This window comes from Paenibacillus xinjiangensis (assembly GCF_059686975.1).
In genome coordinates this window covers 83,489-100,488 of the sequence record NZ_JCAALS010000014.1, presented here as the reverse complement: position 1 = coordinate 100,488, position 17,000 = coordinate 83,489, and the positions used below count along the sequence as shown (strand labels likewise).

Annotated in this window: 15 protein-coding genes; 6 read left to right on the top strand and 9 right to left on the bottom strand. The window is 47.1% G+C overall.

The genetic code is table 11. From position 1 onward, the window contains the following. Positions 1 to 228 precede the first annotated feature (228 nt). Complete coding sequence (locus tag AC6ESP_RS15510) at positions 229 to 897, bottom strand: bifunctional 2-keto-4-hydroxyglutarate aldolase/2-keto-3-deoxy-6-phosphogluconate aldolase (RefSeq protein ID WP_497097628.1); 669 nt, start codon at positions 895 to 897, stop codon at positions 229 to 231. A 166-nt stretch (positions 898 to 1,063) separates the two neighbouring features. Between AC6ESP_RS15510 and AC6ESP_RS15505 the strand changes: the two genes are divergently transcribed. Next, a complete protein-coding gene (locus AC6ESP_RS15505) occupies positions 1,064 to 1,288 on the top strand; it encodes a hypothetical protein (RefSeq protein WP_497097627.1) in 225 nt (74 codons plus the stop codon). A 66-nt stretch (positions 1,289 to 1,354) separates the two neighbouring features. On the opposite strand, the gene AC6ESP_RS15500 is transcribed toward AC6ESP_RS15505, so the two are convergent. From AC6ESP_RS15500 to AC6ESP_RS15485, 4 genes are all read right to left on the bottom strand, one after another. Next, positions 1,355 to 1,666, bottom strand: coding sequence for a Dabb family protein (locus AC6ESP_RS15500; protein ID WP_497097626.1), 312 nt, complete (start codon positions 1,664 to 1,666; stop codon positions 1,355 to 1,357). A gap of 27 nt (positions 1,667 to 1,693) precedes the next feature. After that, entirely contained in the window at positions 1,694 to 2,140 is a 447-nt protein-coding gene (locus AC6ESP_RS15495) for a DUF4395 domain-containing protein (RefSeq protein WP_497097625.1), read from the bottom strand. A gap of 78 nt (positions 2,141 to 2,218) precedes the next feature. Further along, complete coding sequence (locus AC6ESP_RS15490) at positions 2,219 to 2,512, bottom strand: 4a-hydroxytetrahydrobiopterin dehydratase (protein ID WP_497097624.1); 294 nt, start codon at positions 2,510 to 2,512, stop codon at positions 2,219 to 2,221. Between the two features lie 54 nt (positions 2,513 to 2,566). Continuing rightward, positions 2,567 to 3,556, bottom strand: coding sequence for a phosphotransferase (locus tag AC6ESP_RS15485; RefSeq protein ID WP_497097623.1), 990 nt, complete (start codon positions 3,554 to 3,556; stop codon positions 2,567 to 2,569). A 763-nt stretch (positions 3,557 to 4,319) separates the two neighbouring features. Between AC6ESP_RS15485 and AC6ESP_RS15480 the strand changes: the two genes are divergently transcribed. Together AC6ESP_RS15480 and AC6ESP_RS15475 are read left to right on the top strand one after the other, a co-directional pair. After that, on the top strand, positions 4,320 to 5,006 hold the full coding sequence (locus tag AC6ESP_RS15480) for a PDDEXK family nuclease (RefSeq protein WP_497097688.1): 687 nt from the start codon (positions 4,320 to 4,322) through the stop codon (positions 5,004 to 5,006). Positions 5,007 to 5,135: 129 nt separating this feature from the next. After that, positions 5,136 to 5,909 carry a 3'-5' exonuclease gene (locus AC6ESP_RS15475; protein ID WP_497097622.1) on the top strand — a complete coding sequence of 258 codons (774 nt, stop codon included), beginning with the start codon at positions 5,136 to 5,138 and terminating at the stop codon, positions 5,907 to 5,909. A 109-nt stretch (positions 5,910 to 6,018) separates the two neighbouring features. Here the strand turns inward: AC6ESP_RS15475 and gdhA are convergent, their stop codons facing one another. Both gdhA and AC6ESP_RS15465 read right to left on the bottom strand, forming a co-directional pair. Then, on the bottom strand, positions 6,019 to 7,395 hold the full coding sequence (gene gdhA / locus AC6ESP_RS15470) for an NADP-specific glutamate dehydrogenase (RefSeq protein WP_497097621.1): 1,377 nt from the start codon (positions 7,393 to 7,395) through the stop codon (positions 6,019 to 6,021). Positions 7,396 to 7,597: 202 nt separating this feature from the next. Then, positions 7,598 to 8,584 (bottom strand): diaminopimelate dehydrogenase, encoded by a 987-nt coding sequence (locus AC6ESP_RS15465; protein WP_497097620.1) that lies wholly within the window; start codon positions 8,582 to 8,584, stop codon positions 7,598 to 7,600. A 335-nt stretch (positions 8,585 to 8,919) separates the two neighbouring features. On the opposite strand from AC6ESP_RS15465, the gene AC6ESP_RS15460 reads away from it, so the two are divergent. After that, positions 8,920 to 9,684 (top strand): exodeoxyribonuclease III, encoded by a 765-nt coding sequence (locus tag AC6ESP_RS15460; protein ID WP_497097619.1) that lies wholly within the window; start codon positions 8,920 to 8,922, stop codon positions 9,682 to 9,684. Between the two features lie 68 nt (positions 9,685 to 9,752). Here the strand turns inward: AC6ESP_RS15460 and AC6ESP_RS15455 are convergent, their stop codons facing one another. Both AC6ESP_RS15455 and AC6ESP_RS15450 read right to left on the bottom strand, forming a co-directional pair. Further along, positions 9,753 to 13,079, bottom strand: a complete 3,327-nt coding sequence (locus AC6ESP_RS15455) for an NEAT domain-containing protein (protein WP_497097618.1) — start codon at positions 13,077 to 13,079, stop codon at positions 9,753 to 9,755. 124 nt (positions 13,080 to 13,203) lie between these two features. Then, a complete protein-coding gene (locus AC6ESP_RS15450) occupies positions 13,204 to 13,692 on the bottom strand; it encodes an NEAT domain-containing protein (protein ID WP_497097617.1) in 489 nt (162 codons plus the stop codon). 793 nt (positions 13,693 to 14,485) lie between these two features. Here AC6ESP_RS15450 and AC6ESP_RS15445 point away from each other — a divergent pair. Beyond that, positions 14,486 to 15,817, top strand: a complete 1,332-nt coding sequence (locus tag AC6ESP_RS15445; protein WP_497097616.1) for a cytochrome ubiquinol oxidase subunit I — start codon at positions 14,486 to 14,488, stop codon at positions 15,815 to 15,817. A 4-nt stretch (positions 15,818 to 15,821) separates the two neighbouring features. Next, positions 15,822 to 16,871: a cytochrome d ubiquinol oxidase subunit II gene (locus AC6ESP_RS15440; protein WP_497097615.1), complete on the top strand. Its 1,050-nt coding sequence runs from the start codon at positions 15,822 to 15,824 to the stop codon at positions 16,869 to 16,871. The last annotated feature ends 129 nt before the right edge of the window (positions 16,872 to 17,000 follow it).

Below are 17,000 nucleotides of genomic sequence, written 5' to 3'. Positions count from 1 at the left end.
ATAGCCAGCATAAGCTCACCCATATAAACGGATCACGAATTCGGATATCCTTGCAGCTAACCATCGGTGAATCTCCTCCTGCGTTTATCATCTAAACAAGCTAAGTCTGTAGGCATTCGCACCTATCGTGAGCGCTTACATATAATAATCTATATTTTATCATTTCACATGAAAAAAAGCGCCTGATCGAGGAAAGACGCTTCTCCGACAAGACGCTATTACCTACGATTACAAGCCTTTAGCGCTGCGGTATGCTTCGATATAGGCATTGGCTCTACGCTCAATATGCGAGAAGTCGCCTGTCTTAACGGCTTCCTTCGTCAGATCAGAGCCAATTCCAACAGCAACTGCACCTGCTTGAATCCAATCCTTGAGGTTGTCCAGCGATACACCGCCAGTCGGCATAATGTTCGCCTGTGGCAGCGGCCCTTTAATAGATGGAATGATGCTTGGCGAGAATAGGTTGCCTGGGAACAGCTTAACCACATCAACACCCAGCTCGAGCGCGCTTTGAATTTCATGAACCGTCATTGTGCCCGGCATTACCGGAATGGCATAACGGTTGCACAGCTTAATAGTATCTGGGTTGAAAGCTGGAGCAACAACAAACTCTGCACCGCTAAGTATAGCTGCACGCGCCGTTTCTGGATCAAGCACCGTTCCAACACCAATAATAGCGAAGTTGTCTGCATCAGGTGTTGCTGTACTGGAGAATTCCTTGGACAGCTGCTCGATTGCACGAAGCGCGAACGGAACCGTCATCGTAATTTCAATGACCTTGATACCGCCTTTAATCGAACGGCGTGCCATCTCCGCAACTTCTTCTGGCGAGTCTGCACGAAGTACGGCTACGACGCCTGCTTCAGCGATTTGCTGTAGTACTTTGAGTTTTTTCATGAAGGTCTGTATCCCCTTTGTATGTTCATATTTGTGCGAATAAGTATGATCATTACCGTTTTTATTATATGCTTTTATCCCAAATTCAGCAATGCATAGAAACATCTATTACAAGATCTACAAGATCTCATTTCGTTAATCCATAGGAAAGAAGGGCATTTCATTCATGGCCGTTGAATCCAATATGAAGCTTATCCTACCGGGCACCCCACTCTATGCGCTCCTTAAGCGCAACAAAGGCAATGTTATTACGATTACAACCTCAGCAGGCGAGGAGAAAGGAACACTATTGGCGTATAGCCAGACGTATTTGACGATTGTCACAGACACGAGTGTAACCAAATACGTAATGATGGATCATGCAGTCTCCTTCTTTTTTTCAGAAGGCTAGCCTTCATATGATAGGGATATATAAGAAGAGCCGACCATCATTAGACGATCGACTCTTCTTCTTATGCTAGATGGCGGTATAATCGATTTCGAGAAACGCTGCTACCTCTGTCTCCCAACGCTCTTGCACGAACTTCACGTGGTCAGGGTGCTCATTATAAGCATCATAGCCTGCTTGGTCGGCGAATTCCATCGAGAAACCGAAGCTATAGTCATTCTTAGGGCTTACTTGCCGCAGCAACCGAAAGTTGGCTACAGAAGGAATAGCGCTTAGAATCGACTGGCCATCCTCCAGGAAACGCTGCTCTTCTACAGAGCCTTTCTCATGCTTCAGTGTGAAAATAACCGAGTGCTGAATCCATTGCTGTGATTGTGACAACTCTATCACTCCTTCATTAATAGGGGATTAGACCTTGCTTCTCGCATACCGATATTGCTGCCAGCGGAACCGAATGAAGCAGCCCACACAAAAGCCGGCAAGTGCGCCAATATTAGCAAGGGCAGGCATAATCGTAAAGATGTAGAATCCTGCCTTCCACCCTGCTATTGCACTCACTATTGCAACACCTAACATAATGGTACATAGCGTCTGGTTGAACCGAAGCTGCGCTTTCTCCTCAGACACATAAGAGGACGGCGGCCTTTTGAAAAAACGCTTGGCACCAGCTATGACTGGATTCCAGCCTATTGCTGCACCGAGCCCGCAATATACGAGCGGTATAGCTGCCACCCAAGCCTGCTGAGTAAGCCAACTAATCGCCAAGAGAGCAAGTGTTACCCAGTTGTTGAACCGTACTAGAGGCATAGGCACCGAAGGCACTTCTGGCTGATTATGAGTCTGAAGCTGAGTCATTATTATCACTCCTATATGAGCTAATCACAATATGATTATTATCCGCCATATCCGATGTGATAACTATGATTTCTTTCTTCAATCTATTTGTTCATCATAGGCTTGCGCTGACTCCACATCGAGCAAGGTCAATCCGCCAGAGTGCCAGGTCGTAAGCTTCAGTGTAACTCTGCGATGGTCGATTGCAATGAGCGGATGATGATCCATCTCCTCAGCCTTGTCTGCCACCCGGTTAACGAAGGAGATTGCTTCCGGGAACGAGGATAACAAATAGGATTTCACCAGCCATTTGCCTTCTTCCAGCTTCCAACCGGGCAGCTCCGCAAGCAGCATCTCGATCTCCTGCCTCGTTAATAACGCACGCTTGCCCATTGGCGCACACCTCCTTCTATTTACATAAGCAAGCATGCTCTTCATCCGTGCTCATCACGTGGCTGCCATATGCAAGATGCGACGAGCATTATAATCAGCGATATCCTGTGCGAGCTGTTGATTCGGATAGCCTCTATGCAATAGCTTCAGTCCGCCAGAAGCGCATGATATATGATGACTTAGCTTATATAGTAACATTCGATCCTGATCGAGATTATCCTGTTGCAAATAGCGGTAATGCTCTCCGAATCGGAACTGCAGGAAGCTATGCTCATGCTCAATATCACCGAACTCCGCTCCTTCAATATCAATGAGATACGGCTCAAGGCGATCGTTCACAAGCACATGATCCGGCCCCAGCTCCCCGTGAATATATCCGTAGCTTCTTCTTGGCTCTATGCGTGACAGGAGCTGCTCCAGTCTATCCTGTACAGCCACTTGTCTCTCCGCGACAGCTTCGATATGTGCAGTAACGTAACGCAGCTGCTCCTTCGCATTGGTCAGAATGGGGATGTGATAGTCCAGCTGTTCACCATATCCTGCTCCAAGCTTCCCGAACTCAGTACGCTCCGTGCTGTGCATGGTCATAAGCATCTCATGAAGCTGCTCCAGCACCTTAGCTCGCACACGCTCATCCGAGTTGAAATATCGTTCAACATTAGAAGACCCAGCCACGTATTCTACCAGCGCATAATGGAATGGATAGCTTGAAGCAGCCGCACCGCCCGCAGCATACAATTCAGGAATCCGAATGCCCAGCTGCTTCAAGAATGCATGATTTTCTATAAAATGCTGGGCGTCGGCATTACTCCCCTCCTTCTGCTCATCGAAGCGCTCCAGTCTTTTTTCTGGCGCAAAATAGTTGAGGTTGATATCCCAAATATATAGCATACAGGAGAAGCCGTTCGTACAATGAATATGATAAACGACCTTCTGGGCTCCACCTCGAACGCTGTCCACACTAGCAACATGATAGCTCGACCCAAAAGCCTGCTCCATCTGCTGCTGCAGATCCGACTGAATGAATCGTGCAATAGTTTCCATTAGATTGACACTCCATTCCACTCTATTCTGCCGGCCGGCTAACCAAATATATACAAAATGCCAATAAAAATATAGACTGTTTCTTTCCCTTCTGTTAGGATGTTGAATAAGGTCTTTGTATTTTCACCTATACGGATTCACCCATATATTAATAGAAGAAGCCTCGGAGCAGTCCGGGGCTTTTGTCATTCTCATGCTCGCGCACACTTGGCAGCGAATCGGATCAACCTACAACTATATATCGGCATGCTGCTGTCTGTCGGACTAGCTCCTCTATTGAAGGGAAATCTCGCTGCCGCGTCCCATCCGAGGCCTTAGCACCCATAATACTGACTTTCGTGCAATATTATCGCCCATCCGAGGCCCCCACCGCTCATAATGCTGACTTTCGTGCAACATTATCGCCCATCCGAAGCCTACACCGCCTATAATGCTGACTTTCGTGCAACATTATGGCCCATCCGAGGCCTACACCGCCCATATTGCTGACTTTCCTGCAACATTATCGCCCATCCGAAGCTCCACCGCCCATATTGCTGACTTTCATGCAGCATTATCGCCCATCCGAGGCCCCCACCGCTCATATTGCTCCTTGTGCAGTATTCCACTTCAGTAGTGACTAGCATTCCACCTATTCTCAAATAGGTCTTGTCTGCCAAACTTCGGCCATGCTATACTCTGTGCAGACGAAGAACGTCCTTTAGCCACTCATTGGCTTAGGGACGTTCTTTTTTTCATATAAGGAGGAGATTCACAGGTGGCAATGAGCTTTGATACGGCACAAGAGGCGTTCTTCCAGCATCATCAGAATGTTCGAACGGGCGAAAGAAAGGGGCGATTAGTTAGAGGGCATCAATATGCCGAGAAGCTGTTCCTTCAAAATGTGTGGTGGCCACTGTTCGGAAATGTTGACTATTTGCATCCGGAATATGAAAACTATGATTGGAACCGCAAATCCCAATTTCTTGACTTCGCCTTCCTCCCTCCATTCGGTAAATTCGGTATCGAATGCGACGGCTTCCAAAGCCATGTGAAGGACATGGATCGAGAACGTCACAGCTACTCCTTGAATAGAGAGACCTATCTGACTGGCATGGGCTGGACAATGATTCATTTCTCCGTTGATGATATACAGAAGCGTCCCGAGATATGCCGCATGCTGCTGAAGCTTGTGCTAAGCCCCTATTTCATACTATCACCTGCATCTGCTAAGGAATCCCTGTCACCAGCCGACAGAGAGGCCCTTACTCTAGCTTGGAGCTTGAACCGGCCCATCCGACTGAAAGACGTAGTCGATCACAGCAAGGTCAGCTTCCGAACTGCACGCAAACGACTTCAAGCACTAACAAATGCAGGAATGCTGCGCCCTCATCGCACAGGCAAATATGTTCGCTACTATGAAATAGTTCCCCCGTCAGATGAACAATCGATCTACATCCCCTTCGTCTAGCCAATCAACATCAGCATACGCCTAGGCCCTCCCATTCTCCCCAGCAGCTCCCCGTTCGCATACGCTGGGCAAACCTGATCTGAATCTGGTAGAATGGTAAGCACGAGATCTAGATCGGGGGCTATTTGTTTGGACTACATTATATTGGATATAGAATTTAACGGCCGTAAGTTTGCAAGCGATTTACCCATGGAGGTTATTGAGATCGGAGCTGTCCGATTAGATGCTTCCCTGCGATTCAAGGATGAATTCTCAGCGCTTATCAAGCCTGTATATTTCTCCAAGCTGAACAGCTTCATTAAAGCGAAGACCGGTATTCCTCAGGAGGATATCGACCGTGCATACGGATTCAAAAAAGTAATCTCAGACTTCTTAAGCTGGCTGCATAAGAGCGAATCTGTGCTTCTTGTCACATGGGGCGGAGAGGATCTGAAGCGTATCGTATTCGATACGAGAATGCATAAGCTTGACGATGCTTATTGGATGGCGACCGATTATTACGATTTGTTGAAAGGTTTCCTCCGTTATAAAAATGTAACCAATGACGTCAGTGTCGAAGCGGCTCTGATCGATCTCCATATTGAAGCCGAGGGTTCTGCTCACCGAGCGCTGGATGATGCACGAATGACAGCTGAGATTTTCCGCAAAATCTTCAGTCAGCTGGATTTCGAATATACACAGCACTACAAGGATTTATACTCCAATGCCAAAGAACGGCGAATGGTGAAGAACAGCATTCGGGCTATGAATGCCCAGAAGGTTGCACCGAAGTGGGAACTCTTGGTCGCTCATTTGGCGGACAAGCTATCTCTGGAGGACCCACGGAAGGCAGCGGAGCTGCAGCAGTATTTTGAAGCAGAGCTTGTGCGGGGTCAGAAACAGCCTGCGGAAACCGTTAAGTAGAGCACACCTTTATTCCCATATAAAAAGAAACCTCCAACTCCCATCGCAATAATGCTGGATGGGCTTGGAGGTTTCTTGCATAATCCTGTTGTCGCTTACTCGCTTATGCTTATACTACACCTTGAGCGATTGAAGCATCCGCAACCTTGATGAAGCCCGCGATATTAGCGCCTACAACCAGATTACCTGTATAGCCGTACTCATCAGCAGCAAGTACGCAGCTCTGATAGATGTTACGCATAATGTCGTGAAGCTTCGCATCAACCTCTTCGAACGTCCAGCTGAGTCTCATGCTGTTCTGAGCCATTTCGAGTGCTGATACAGCCACCCCGCCGGCATTAGCCGCCTTAGCAGGTCCGAAGAGTACATCACCGCGAAGGAATACATCAATAGCTTCGAGCGTCGTAGGCATGTTCGCACCCTCGCCTACTGCTTGTACGCCATTGGCTACCAGCAAGGCAGCGGATTCCTCATTGATTTCATTCTGTGTTGCGCAAGGCAACGCGATATCACAAGGAATAGACCAGATGCCCTCGCAGCCTTCCGTATAGACAGCTTGAGCATGCAGTTCAGCGTATTCGCTAATCCGTTTGCGATCAAGCTCCTTCAGGCTTTTAATCGTATCCAAATGCAAGCCATTAGGATCGTAGATATAGCCGTTAGAGTCGCTGCATGCAACGACCTTCGCGCCAAGCTGCTGAGCTTTCTCAATCGCATAGATCGATACGTTGCCGGAGCCTGATACGACTACAGTACGATCCTTGAACGAGAGGCCTTTTGATTCCAGCATTTCATTCACGAAATAAACACAGCCGTAGCCTGTTGCTTCTTTACGTGCCAAGCTGCCACCATAACCGATGCCTTTGCCTGTCAGTACGCCTGCTTCATTGCCGCCGCGAATGCGTTTGTATTGTCCGAACATATAACCAATTTCCCGAGCACCAACGCCGATATCTCCTGCCGGAACGTCTGTGTCTGGGCCAATGTATTTGTACAGCTCGGTCATGAAGCTCTGAGTGAAGCGCATAATCTCATTGTCCGATTTCCCTTTGGGATCGAAGTCCGAGCCGCCTTTGCCTCCGCCAATCGGTTGACCAGTCAAGCTGTTCTTGAAGATTTGTTCAAAGCCAAGGAACTTAATAATACTGGCATTAACAGACGGATGGAATCGAATTCCGCCTTTGTAAGGCCCCAGCGCACTGTTGAATTGCACGCGGAAACCGCGGTTCACCTGAACCTTGCCATTATCGTCTACCCAAGGAACGCGGAAGGAAATGACTCTCTCCGGCTCAACCAGTCTCTCCAAGATGCTGTGTTTCATGTATTCAGGATATTTCTCAAAAACAGGAATAAGGGAATCAATAATTTCCCTAACTGCTTGATGGAATTCTGTTTCATAAGGGTTGCGCTTCACTATGGTTTCATACACGGCTTGAACATATTGCTCCGCTTCTGTTGTCGATCGACCAGTCGAGATCGTTAACATTTTCTCCTCGCACTCCTTCAAAGGGTAGCCCTTTTTGTATTTATTGTCTGTTTCTTTGTACTTTATAAACAAAAATACTAAATAGTTTTGGGCGTTTGTGCCAATTAAAAATATTTTTAGGGCTGATTAAATAATTCTATGTACGACAAAAAGCCCTGCTATCATGGGTATGATGACAGAGCTTCTTTTTTATTTTTTTATTCTACAGCAGTTCCAGACGAAGCTGTTCTGCTGATTTCGGTGACAGATAGCCAATCGGCAGGTCGAAGATGGTTTTCGCGCCACTGATACCTTCTTCACTCAAGCGGAACCCAGCTCTAGCACAAGCTACGAGTACGCTCGCTGTGAATTCTGGATTGCTCTCCAGCTTTAATCCGAACTCCATAATTTGCTTCGTTCCTTCGCCAGTAACACCGCTGCGAATAACGAAACCACCATGCGGCATGCCTTGATGCTCTGCTTGCAGCTGCTCCTCAGTTAGGAACGTCACAGTCGTATCATAATCGGCAAAATAGTTCGGCATATTCACGATTGTACTCTTAATTTCCTCTTGATCCGCACCATCTTCTGCTACTACGAAGCACTGTCTGAGATGCTTCTCACGCGTAGCCAGCTCAGGAGTTTCTCCTGCACGAATACGGTCGATAACCTCTTGAACAGGCACCGTATACTGCACGCCAGCTTTGACACCCGGCACACGACGGATAGCATCCGAATGGCCTTGGCTGACCCCTTTGCCCCAGAACGTATAATCTGTTCCTTGCGGCATAATAGCCTCAGCTAACAGACGGTTAAGCGAGAACAGGCCTGGATCCCAGCCCGTCGAAATAACACTCAGCGTACCTGCTTGCTTGGCTGCAGCATTGACCGTTTCGTAGAATGCCGGAATCTTGGCATGCGTATCGAAGCTGTCCACTGTATTGAACATAGAAGCGATTACTGGAGTCTGCTCTGGAAGATCAGTAGCCGAACCACCACATAGAATCATAACGTCGATCTTGCCTTTATATTGCTCTGCTGCTGACATATGCTCGAACTTAACACCGTCTGCTCCAGCTTCCATCGTCGAAGGCTCTCTGCGAGTGAAAATAGCTACAAGCTCCATATCCGGATTCTGAGCAATTGCTTTTTGCACGCCTCTGCCTAGATTACCGTAACCTACTATACCGATTTTGATTGTTGTCTGCATATAAAAGCCCTCCTTGTCGTAGTCCCTTAGGTAAGGGTTCCCTAGTTGTTGCCATACCAGTACTAGTATATAGATATTACACGTAATGTAAACTATAAACCTTGTAAAATAAACAAATCCTTATAATAACAATATTTTCCACCCTGCAAAAAAGGCTGCTCTGCCCGTTTAAGGACAAACAGCCGGTTCGATTTCTTGTTCTGTGATGAAGCTCATCAGCGCATTCCCGAGCCCCCTTATAGCAAATTCTATCAATTGTCTCCTATGTGAGCCACACTCTAGTATGTATGTTACACTAATAGTACAAATGCTAGAGAGCTGGGAGATTGATCATAATGAAGCTGGTATCGTGGAACGTGAATGGCCTAAGAGCGTGTGTAACCAAAGGATTCAACGACTATTTTGCAGAGACAGATGCTGATCTGTTCTGTGTACAAGAGACGAAGCTGCAGGAAGGACAAATCTCTCTTGATTACGGCGAGGAGTACTCACAATACTGGAACTATGCACTGAAAAAGGGGTATTCCGGCACGGCCGTGTTCACTAGAATTAAGCCACTCTCCGTTAGATATGGAATGGAGGAGGATCATGAGGATGAGGGAAGGATTATTACTCTCGAGTTCGAGGATTTCTACTTCGTCACGGTCTATACACCTAATGCCAAGCGTGATCTGTCAAGGCTCGATTACAGATTGGAGTGGGAGGATCGGTTCCGCAGCTATCTTCTTCAGCTTGATGCCGTGAAGCCTGTTATAGTATGTGGAGATTTGAATGTGGCCCATCAGGAGATTGATCTGAAAAATGCAAAATCCAACCACGGAAACTCTGGCTTCACGCTGGAGGAACGCGGTAAAATGACCGAATTGCTGGATGCAGGATTCGTCGATACGTTCAGACATGTATACCCCGAGCAGGAAGACGCTTTTACCTGGTGGTCCTTCATGCCGAAGGTGAGAGAGCGGAACATCGGATGGCGGATCGACTATTTCCTTGTTTCTGCTAGACTTGCCCCTTCCATCATCGATGCAAGCATCGATAGCGGCCGATTGGGCAGCGATCACTGCCCTATTCAGCTGGATATCGCAATTCCTACCCTATAAGCACGACGAAGAACCTTCATACCACTGCACTGTGGTGATGAAGGTTCTTTCTTATGACTGTATTCGAACTACATATTCTCCAGCAGTCGGAAGATCAGTGTGAGCGCCTCCGCTCGAGTCGCCTTGGCATTAGGATCGAATAGATTATCGCCTTTGCCCAGGAGAAGCCCCGCTTGGGTTGCAGCAGCGATTTCTTTTATCGCCCATGAAGGCACCTTATCAGAATCTGCAAACGATAGAGAAGCATCCTCACTCGTCGCAAGCTTCGCTGCACGTGCAATAATAACCGCTAATTCTGAACGTGTTATTTGCTGATTGGATCGGAAGGTCTGATCGTTATAGCCTGTAAGCAGACCTGCTTCCCCTACTCTTGCTACATGAGTCTGAGCCCACTCTGGAATATCCTGCTTATCATTGAAGCTCGAGCCGTCAGCGCCACCCTTCAGCTTAAGGGCACGACTGAGGAACACGGCGAATTCGGCACGAGTAACTACGCCATTCGGATGGAATTTGCCATCTGTGTAACCTTTTGCAATACCTTCGGACAAGGCTTTCTCGATCGCTTCTTGCGCCCAATGACCTTGAATATCGCTAAAGCTTGTTACATCAGGCTCCAGCACCTCAACATCCTCTTCAGTATCCTCACCGCCGGTCTCTGCATCACTTTGTCCAGGTACGGTCGGATTCGCGCCGGCTGAACGAAGGCTGCCTTCATTAAACTTCAGCTGAATGTCGTATTGATGGTGATAATCCATTTCTGGCCAATCAATCTGCACCCAACCACTTATTGTGGCAGCCAGATCAGGTACAGTGAAATATACAACTCTCCTATTGGTTTCCGTATTCTTGCTCTCCACCGATACGTTGCTGTTGTTGAATTTCAAGCCCGTAATTTCTTTATCCTGTGTCAAAGTGAAATAAATCCTCTTAATTCCCCCTGATACCTTCAAAAGACCCGGGCTCACTACATAGCTCTGCATAACGGAGGTCTGATCCGTTCCGTGCTTGAGAATAGTGAAATCAATATAGTAGCTGCCATCGGCCATTCCTTCTGTACCCGGAATTACAGGCACACTTGGATCTGGCACCTTCGCCTCTGCGAATGTATTTAAAGCTAGCTGAAGCACATCTGCTGCGTCATCTACCTGCTGCTGTGAAGCTGGACTCGCTTGGACCTGCTGCGCTGCTTCTACGGCTGCCGCTAGAATGGCTTTGAAGCCAGCCTTATATTGACCTACAGCTGTCCCTTCTACCGCTCCATCATGTGTACCCTGCGCTGCAGCAATTAGGGCTGCCAACGCTTCCGTTACGATTGGCGTATCAGGCTCGCCTAATGTATCATCAGTTGGCTGCAATGAGCTCTGATCGAATGAGAAATGAACATCGTATTCGTGATGATAGCTCATCTCTGGCCAGTCGATCTTCACCCAGCCATCTGTGATAGCCGACAAGTCCGTTACATTAAAATAAACGATTCTCGTATTCGCTTCTGTATCCCGGCTATGAACAGCTGCATTGCTGCCACCATATTTCAAACCGGTAATTTCTTTATCCTGTTTCACTGTGAAGTATACCGTCTTCGTATCACCGGATACCTTCAACAGCGCAGGACTTACCACAAAGCTCTGCATAACAGAGATCTGATCCGTTCCGTGTTTAAGAATATTGAAATCCATATAATAATTGCCATCGGCTAGCTCTATTGGCTTCACTTCCGCAGCTTCGAATGCCGCAACAGCGGCTTTCAGCTCTGCGGAAGCCTTCGCAATATGAGGTCTAGTTGACGCCAATTTATTAGCAATGCTAGCAGCTGCACCAATCACGGCTTGGAACTCAGCTTTGTCATCTGCATCATACTGACCAATAGCCGTACCCACTTCAGCATTGTCATGCTTAAGCTGTGCTGCAGCTACCTCTTCCTGCAGCGCTGTAAGCTCATCGACATTGAAGGTTAGGTATACGGATTCAACAACCGTTGGATTAGCAGTGAATCTATATTTCAGTTGTACGATACCGCTCGTTAAATTCCTGTTAGCTGAAGCAAGTGTTATCTGAGTTGTGTAGTTGCTTTGGTTAAAACTAATAACGAATTGATCTGTTCCCAGGCTTCCACTAGCATTGGTCAGCTCTCCAGAGGCTGGAGGCGTTGTAGACCTTATTCTATCGTCACCTGTAGTAATCATACTTGAATGGTTATTAATCCTGATATGTGAATATATTTTTTTGTCAGATTGGAATTCTATAGCACTTGTGTCGAAATATGAGGCTACAGGTGATTCTTTGGCATCTGGACCAACACTATCAAGAGCCATAACATGTATGTTCTTGGACGTAAGCTTATTAGACTTCGTTGCTTCTAGAGTTGCCGTTAGATTAACGACTGCTTTGTCTACCTCTGCTTGAGTAGCTTGACTATTATCATGAACCTTTTTGCTTGAATTGATCATGGAAAATAGATCAGATTTTACGCTTGGTGGATATTCCCCCTCAGTCAGAATACCGGTAGAGTTCGGAAGCCACGCGGTCTCAAGCGTCTCACCGAATATCTTCATGGTTGCGTATAGTGCTTCTGCCTCAGTAATCAACGATTGTAATGCATTCTTGTTAACAACAATACGCGATGCCTGGAACCTTTTAACCGCTGCATCGAGTAAAGTATACGCCGCCGTTATTTCATTCGAGGAGGAGCTCGGGTTAGCTGCTATTCCGCTGGCGAATGAAATCGAGCTGTATAATGTGCTCTTGCTGCCTGCTGGATAATAGCCATTACCCGTTCCTTCCGTTGCCTCTCCGTATGTAGCCTCAGCAACGGTGAGCAATTGGTTCAAGTCGCTTAGAGTGACGCTCGGATCAGTTTCCCCGCCGCCTTCAACTGGTGCAGTAGGAAGTGTGCTCGTGTCCAGCTCCAGCTGCACGTTATACCAATTGTCATAAGCAATATCCGGTATAACGATATGAATGAGGACATCCTGCATTTTCGTTATATCTGTAATATTCATACGGCCAATGACATGATCCTCGTCTGTTCCGTCACCTGCAGGGGTTGTTACTACAGCTTCATAGCCCTCCATGCCAATGATCGATTGACCATTAATAACAGCCTTTGCATTCCCATCGATACGAGCAGAGAAATGCTTAAATGCGGTGTAATCTTTGAATTCATTCTGGAACTGAAATTTGCCACCACTTACGATCAGCTTCCCTGTACCAGCTACAACGTAGCCCTGCATCACAGAGTCGGTCGCAACTCCGTCTTTCACATATCGGAAGCCTATCTCGTATTCACCATCTGGTACAGCTGTCGCAGCCTTTACGGTCGTAGTCAGCTGAACGGTTGATAAGAATAATACAATGGCCAATAGGCTTGCAAGTATTCGGTTAAACTTCTTACTCACCTCTGTTACCTCCCTCTTAACCTCTTCTTCACTTCATTCTCATGAGTATATGTACTCAATGAAAGCGATCTACCAGAAGGCAGATCGCTTTACACGGATTAATGGCAATTCTAGCTGCTAACTATTAGTTAACGCTGTCTTCATCGAATGCTAGGCGAGCTTCACGCGTTACATTGTAGCCATTCGGGAAGCCTGGCACTGGGTATGGAATGTTGATATGAGCTTGAATTTTTACATACTCAGAGAAATCTGCTACTTCGAAGCTGAATGCATAGTTGCCTGTAACGGAAGGCGTAGCACTGGAAGCAACCTCATATGCAGCAGTAGCGTCGTTATATACGCTCAAGGACTCGATGTAGCTAGTGCTGGAGAATTCAACCGTTACAGTCTTCACCGTTCCGCTGCCGCTAACGACAAGCTTTGCAGGACCCGTCACATAAGCATCCATCGAAGACACACTGTCATCTGGGCTTGCTTTGATCACTTGATAGTCAATCTCGTAGTTCCCGTCACCTGGATAAGCAGCAGATACCGGAGATACTTGAACAAAAGCCACAACAACAAACATCAACATCAGCATAGCCAACCCTTTTTGCATCATCGATTTCACCATATTATATACACTCCCTTAATTGTTATTGGATTTGGTTTGCAGTCTCACAAGATCAGAACCTGATAAGAATAATGGCTTTTTTAATCCTTCGGCGTTGAAGGGAATACGACCATTGAACGATTACCCAGTAACAAGAAATCCTCCTCTCTCATGATCAGATGTGCGTCATAGAAATAGATAAACATCAACTACGTTAATGATTATCATTATCAATTGATGCTTAAAAAAATATCCCTTTCTATGACAAAAGTGTGCTTGATTACTCCGCCAGCAGCACCTTCAGATGTCGGATATGAATCCCTTCGCTATTCGACAGCTTGATTCTAGCCTATATATCTAAATATTGTCAACCATAAATTTCTATTTAATTTATAGTAATTCTCATCTTATAGCAATTTAATAGATTTATTTAATTATTAATAATTAATTATTTCGATATATTATACATATATTTTAATATAAATATTATTATTTATAAGTCATACTCTTTTCTATTATAATATAAATAAATAACATTCAAATAATTTCAGTACTAATAATGATTATTATTCTCAATTAAACTCCAAAAATAATTACCCCATCTTTTCACTTATTCCCCCTTTTCTCTCGTATTTGCACTCCCCTTTTCACCTCTGATTAGTCACCTCGAACCACTCTTTTCCACCAAAACACCTCGCTATAGCAATGTCCAATAGACTCCTTGAGAATCGCTATTCTCTACAAATTGCACATAAATTCCAATTGAGAAGCCATACTACCCCATAGACATTCAAATCTAGAAGGAGTTGGAACTGTGGACAACGTCGTGTTAGCTCGATCCTTATTCGGAACCTCTATGGCTTTTCATATTATTTTCGCCACCCTCGGTGTCGGCGTCCCATTAATGATTGTATTCGCAGAAATAATGGGGGCTATTACGAAGAACCCCGACTATTCGGTTATGGCTAAAAGATGGACAAAGGCACAGGCCATTCTGCTTGGCGTCGCTATACCGTCAGGGACGATTGTCGGCGTTATGCTATCCTTGCTATGGCCGGGATTCATGGAAATTGTAGGGCAAGTTATTGCTGTGCCCTTCCAGATTGAGATCTGGGCTTTTTTCCTTGAAGCATTGTTCATGTCTATCTATATCTATGCCGCAGACCGCTTGTCCCGCAAGCTCAGAATATTCAGTGTCATTATGGTATCCATAGGCTCAGCAGCATCTGCGGTTCTCATTACGAATGTACATGCTTGGATGAATACACCGACCGGATTCAGAATGGTGAATGGTGCTGTAACCGATGTTCATCCGGCTCAAGCTGTATTGAATCCCAGCTTCGCAGTTACAGCTATTCACGTCGTTGCGTCAGCCTTCATGACTGGCGCATTCTGTGTCGGTTCGATTGCCGCATTCAAGCTGCTGAAGCGCGGGCAGACAGAGCGTGAGCGTTCCTATCACCGCAGAAGTCTGCAGCTCGCTCTATCCGTCGGGTTTGTCTGCTCGTTAATCACTGCGCTTAATGGCCACGCAACCGCACAGATGCTCCATCATTATTTGCCGCTGAAGCTGGCTGCGGCAGAGGGCTTATTCGAGACGATGGCTTATGCCCCTCTTGAGATATTCGGCAGTACGAATATAGAGCAGCAGAGCGTGACAGGGGGGATTCAGATTCCTTGGGTGCTGAGCTTCTTAGCAACGAATCGCTTCGATGGTGTCGTCCGAGGGCTTAATGATTTCCCACAGGAGCTCTGGCCGCCTCTCTATGTCCACACCTTGTTCAACCTGATGGTTGTCATCGGAGGCTTCTTGCTGGCACTCTCCTTCCTATCGCTGTTCATCACCTTCATCCGCAAGCGTCCCTTGCCCAAATGGCTGCTAACCGTGCTCGTCACTGCTGGTCCGCTCTCTATCATCGGTATCGAGACCGGATGGATATTCAGCTGTACGGGCAGACAGCCTTGGGTTATTAGCGGCATTCAGCTGACAGCCGACGCCGCTACAAGGTCGCAGGACATCGGCAAGCTGTTCGTACTGTTCATCGGTCTCTACACGATGCTGATGATTATTACCATATTCGTCATGCGCTTTTATTTCCGCAGAAGACCTGTGGGGCGTGAACTCGCTCCACTAGAAGGAAGGTAACCTTATGGATCATGCCACTGTAGCCATCTCCATCGTATGGGGACTGATTTTTGCCTACGCCATTCTTGGCTCTGTTGATTTCGGAGCTGGATTCTGGGCACTCGTCTATGACCGCAAGTCCGATACGAGGGCTGCTCAGATCGCGAACCGTTACCTCTCTCCCTCTTGGGAGGTCACGAATGTATTTCTGGTGCTTATCGCGGTAGCTGTTGTAGGCTTCTTTCCCAAGGGTGCTTACTGGTTCGGTTCTATTCTGATCGTTCCCGTCAGTCTCGTGCTGCTCTTGCTGACGATCCGAAGCAGCTTCATGGTGTACAGCTACTCCACCAGCCGCTTCAGCCGCTTGCTCCGCTGGATTTCGGGCTTGACTGGTGTATTGATCCCAGGTCTGCTCCTTAGCGTCCTTCCTATTTCCTTAGGCGGCTTTGTTGAAGTGTCGGGAGACTCGCAGCCCCAGCTGCTGTTCGGCCAGCTGCTGCGCTCACCTACGGAGTACGCCCATCTGGCATTCGGCATCTCCTCTGAGCTGTTCCTTGCCGCCTTGTTCCTGTCCGACTATGCGCATGAAGCTGATGATTATCCCGCTTATCGCGTATATCGGAAGGCAGCCAAGCTTCTAGGTCCGTTAACCCTTGCGACAGCTGTCATTACCACTTTCTCGATGGCGCCTGAGGCCGAATGGATCGTCTCTCGATTAGGTCAGCAATGGCCTTGGTTCGTCTTATCCGCGATTTCCTTCGGCATTGGCTACAGTGCCCTATGGTTCAAGAGCAAGCAGGAAGCACCTGGCCGTCCAAGGCTGGCTATTACGTTTATTATCGGTCAATATTTTTTCGCGAGTATTGGGTATGGAATCGCCCATCTCCCCTACCTCATCTACCCGTACTTGACGATTGAGCAGGCAGTCACGAATCTGTCCATATTCCACTCGCTGCTTATCTCCTATACGATTGGCATAGCCGTGCTTGCTCCAGGCTTTTATCTATTCTGGAGGCTGTTCCTCAAGGACAAGAAATATATTCGTCAGGAGCCGGATACAGAGCCCAGATCATAGAGCAAAGTCGTGCCGCGTAACAAAAAGACCGGGCAGCACGTATGAGAGCTGCTGCCCGGTCATTCCCATTGCATGCCTAGTTCTCGTCGCCGTACCATAGCTTACAGAACGATTCGTTGCTGGCGAGCA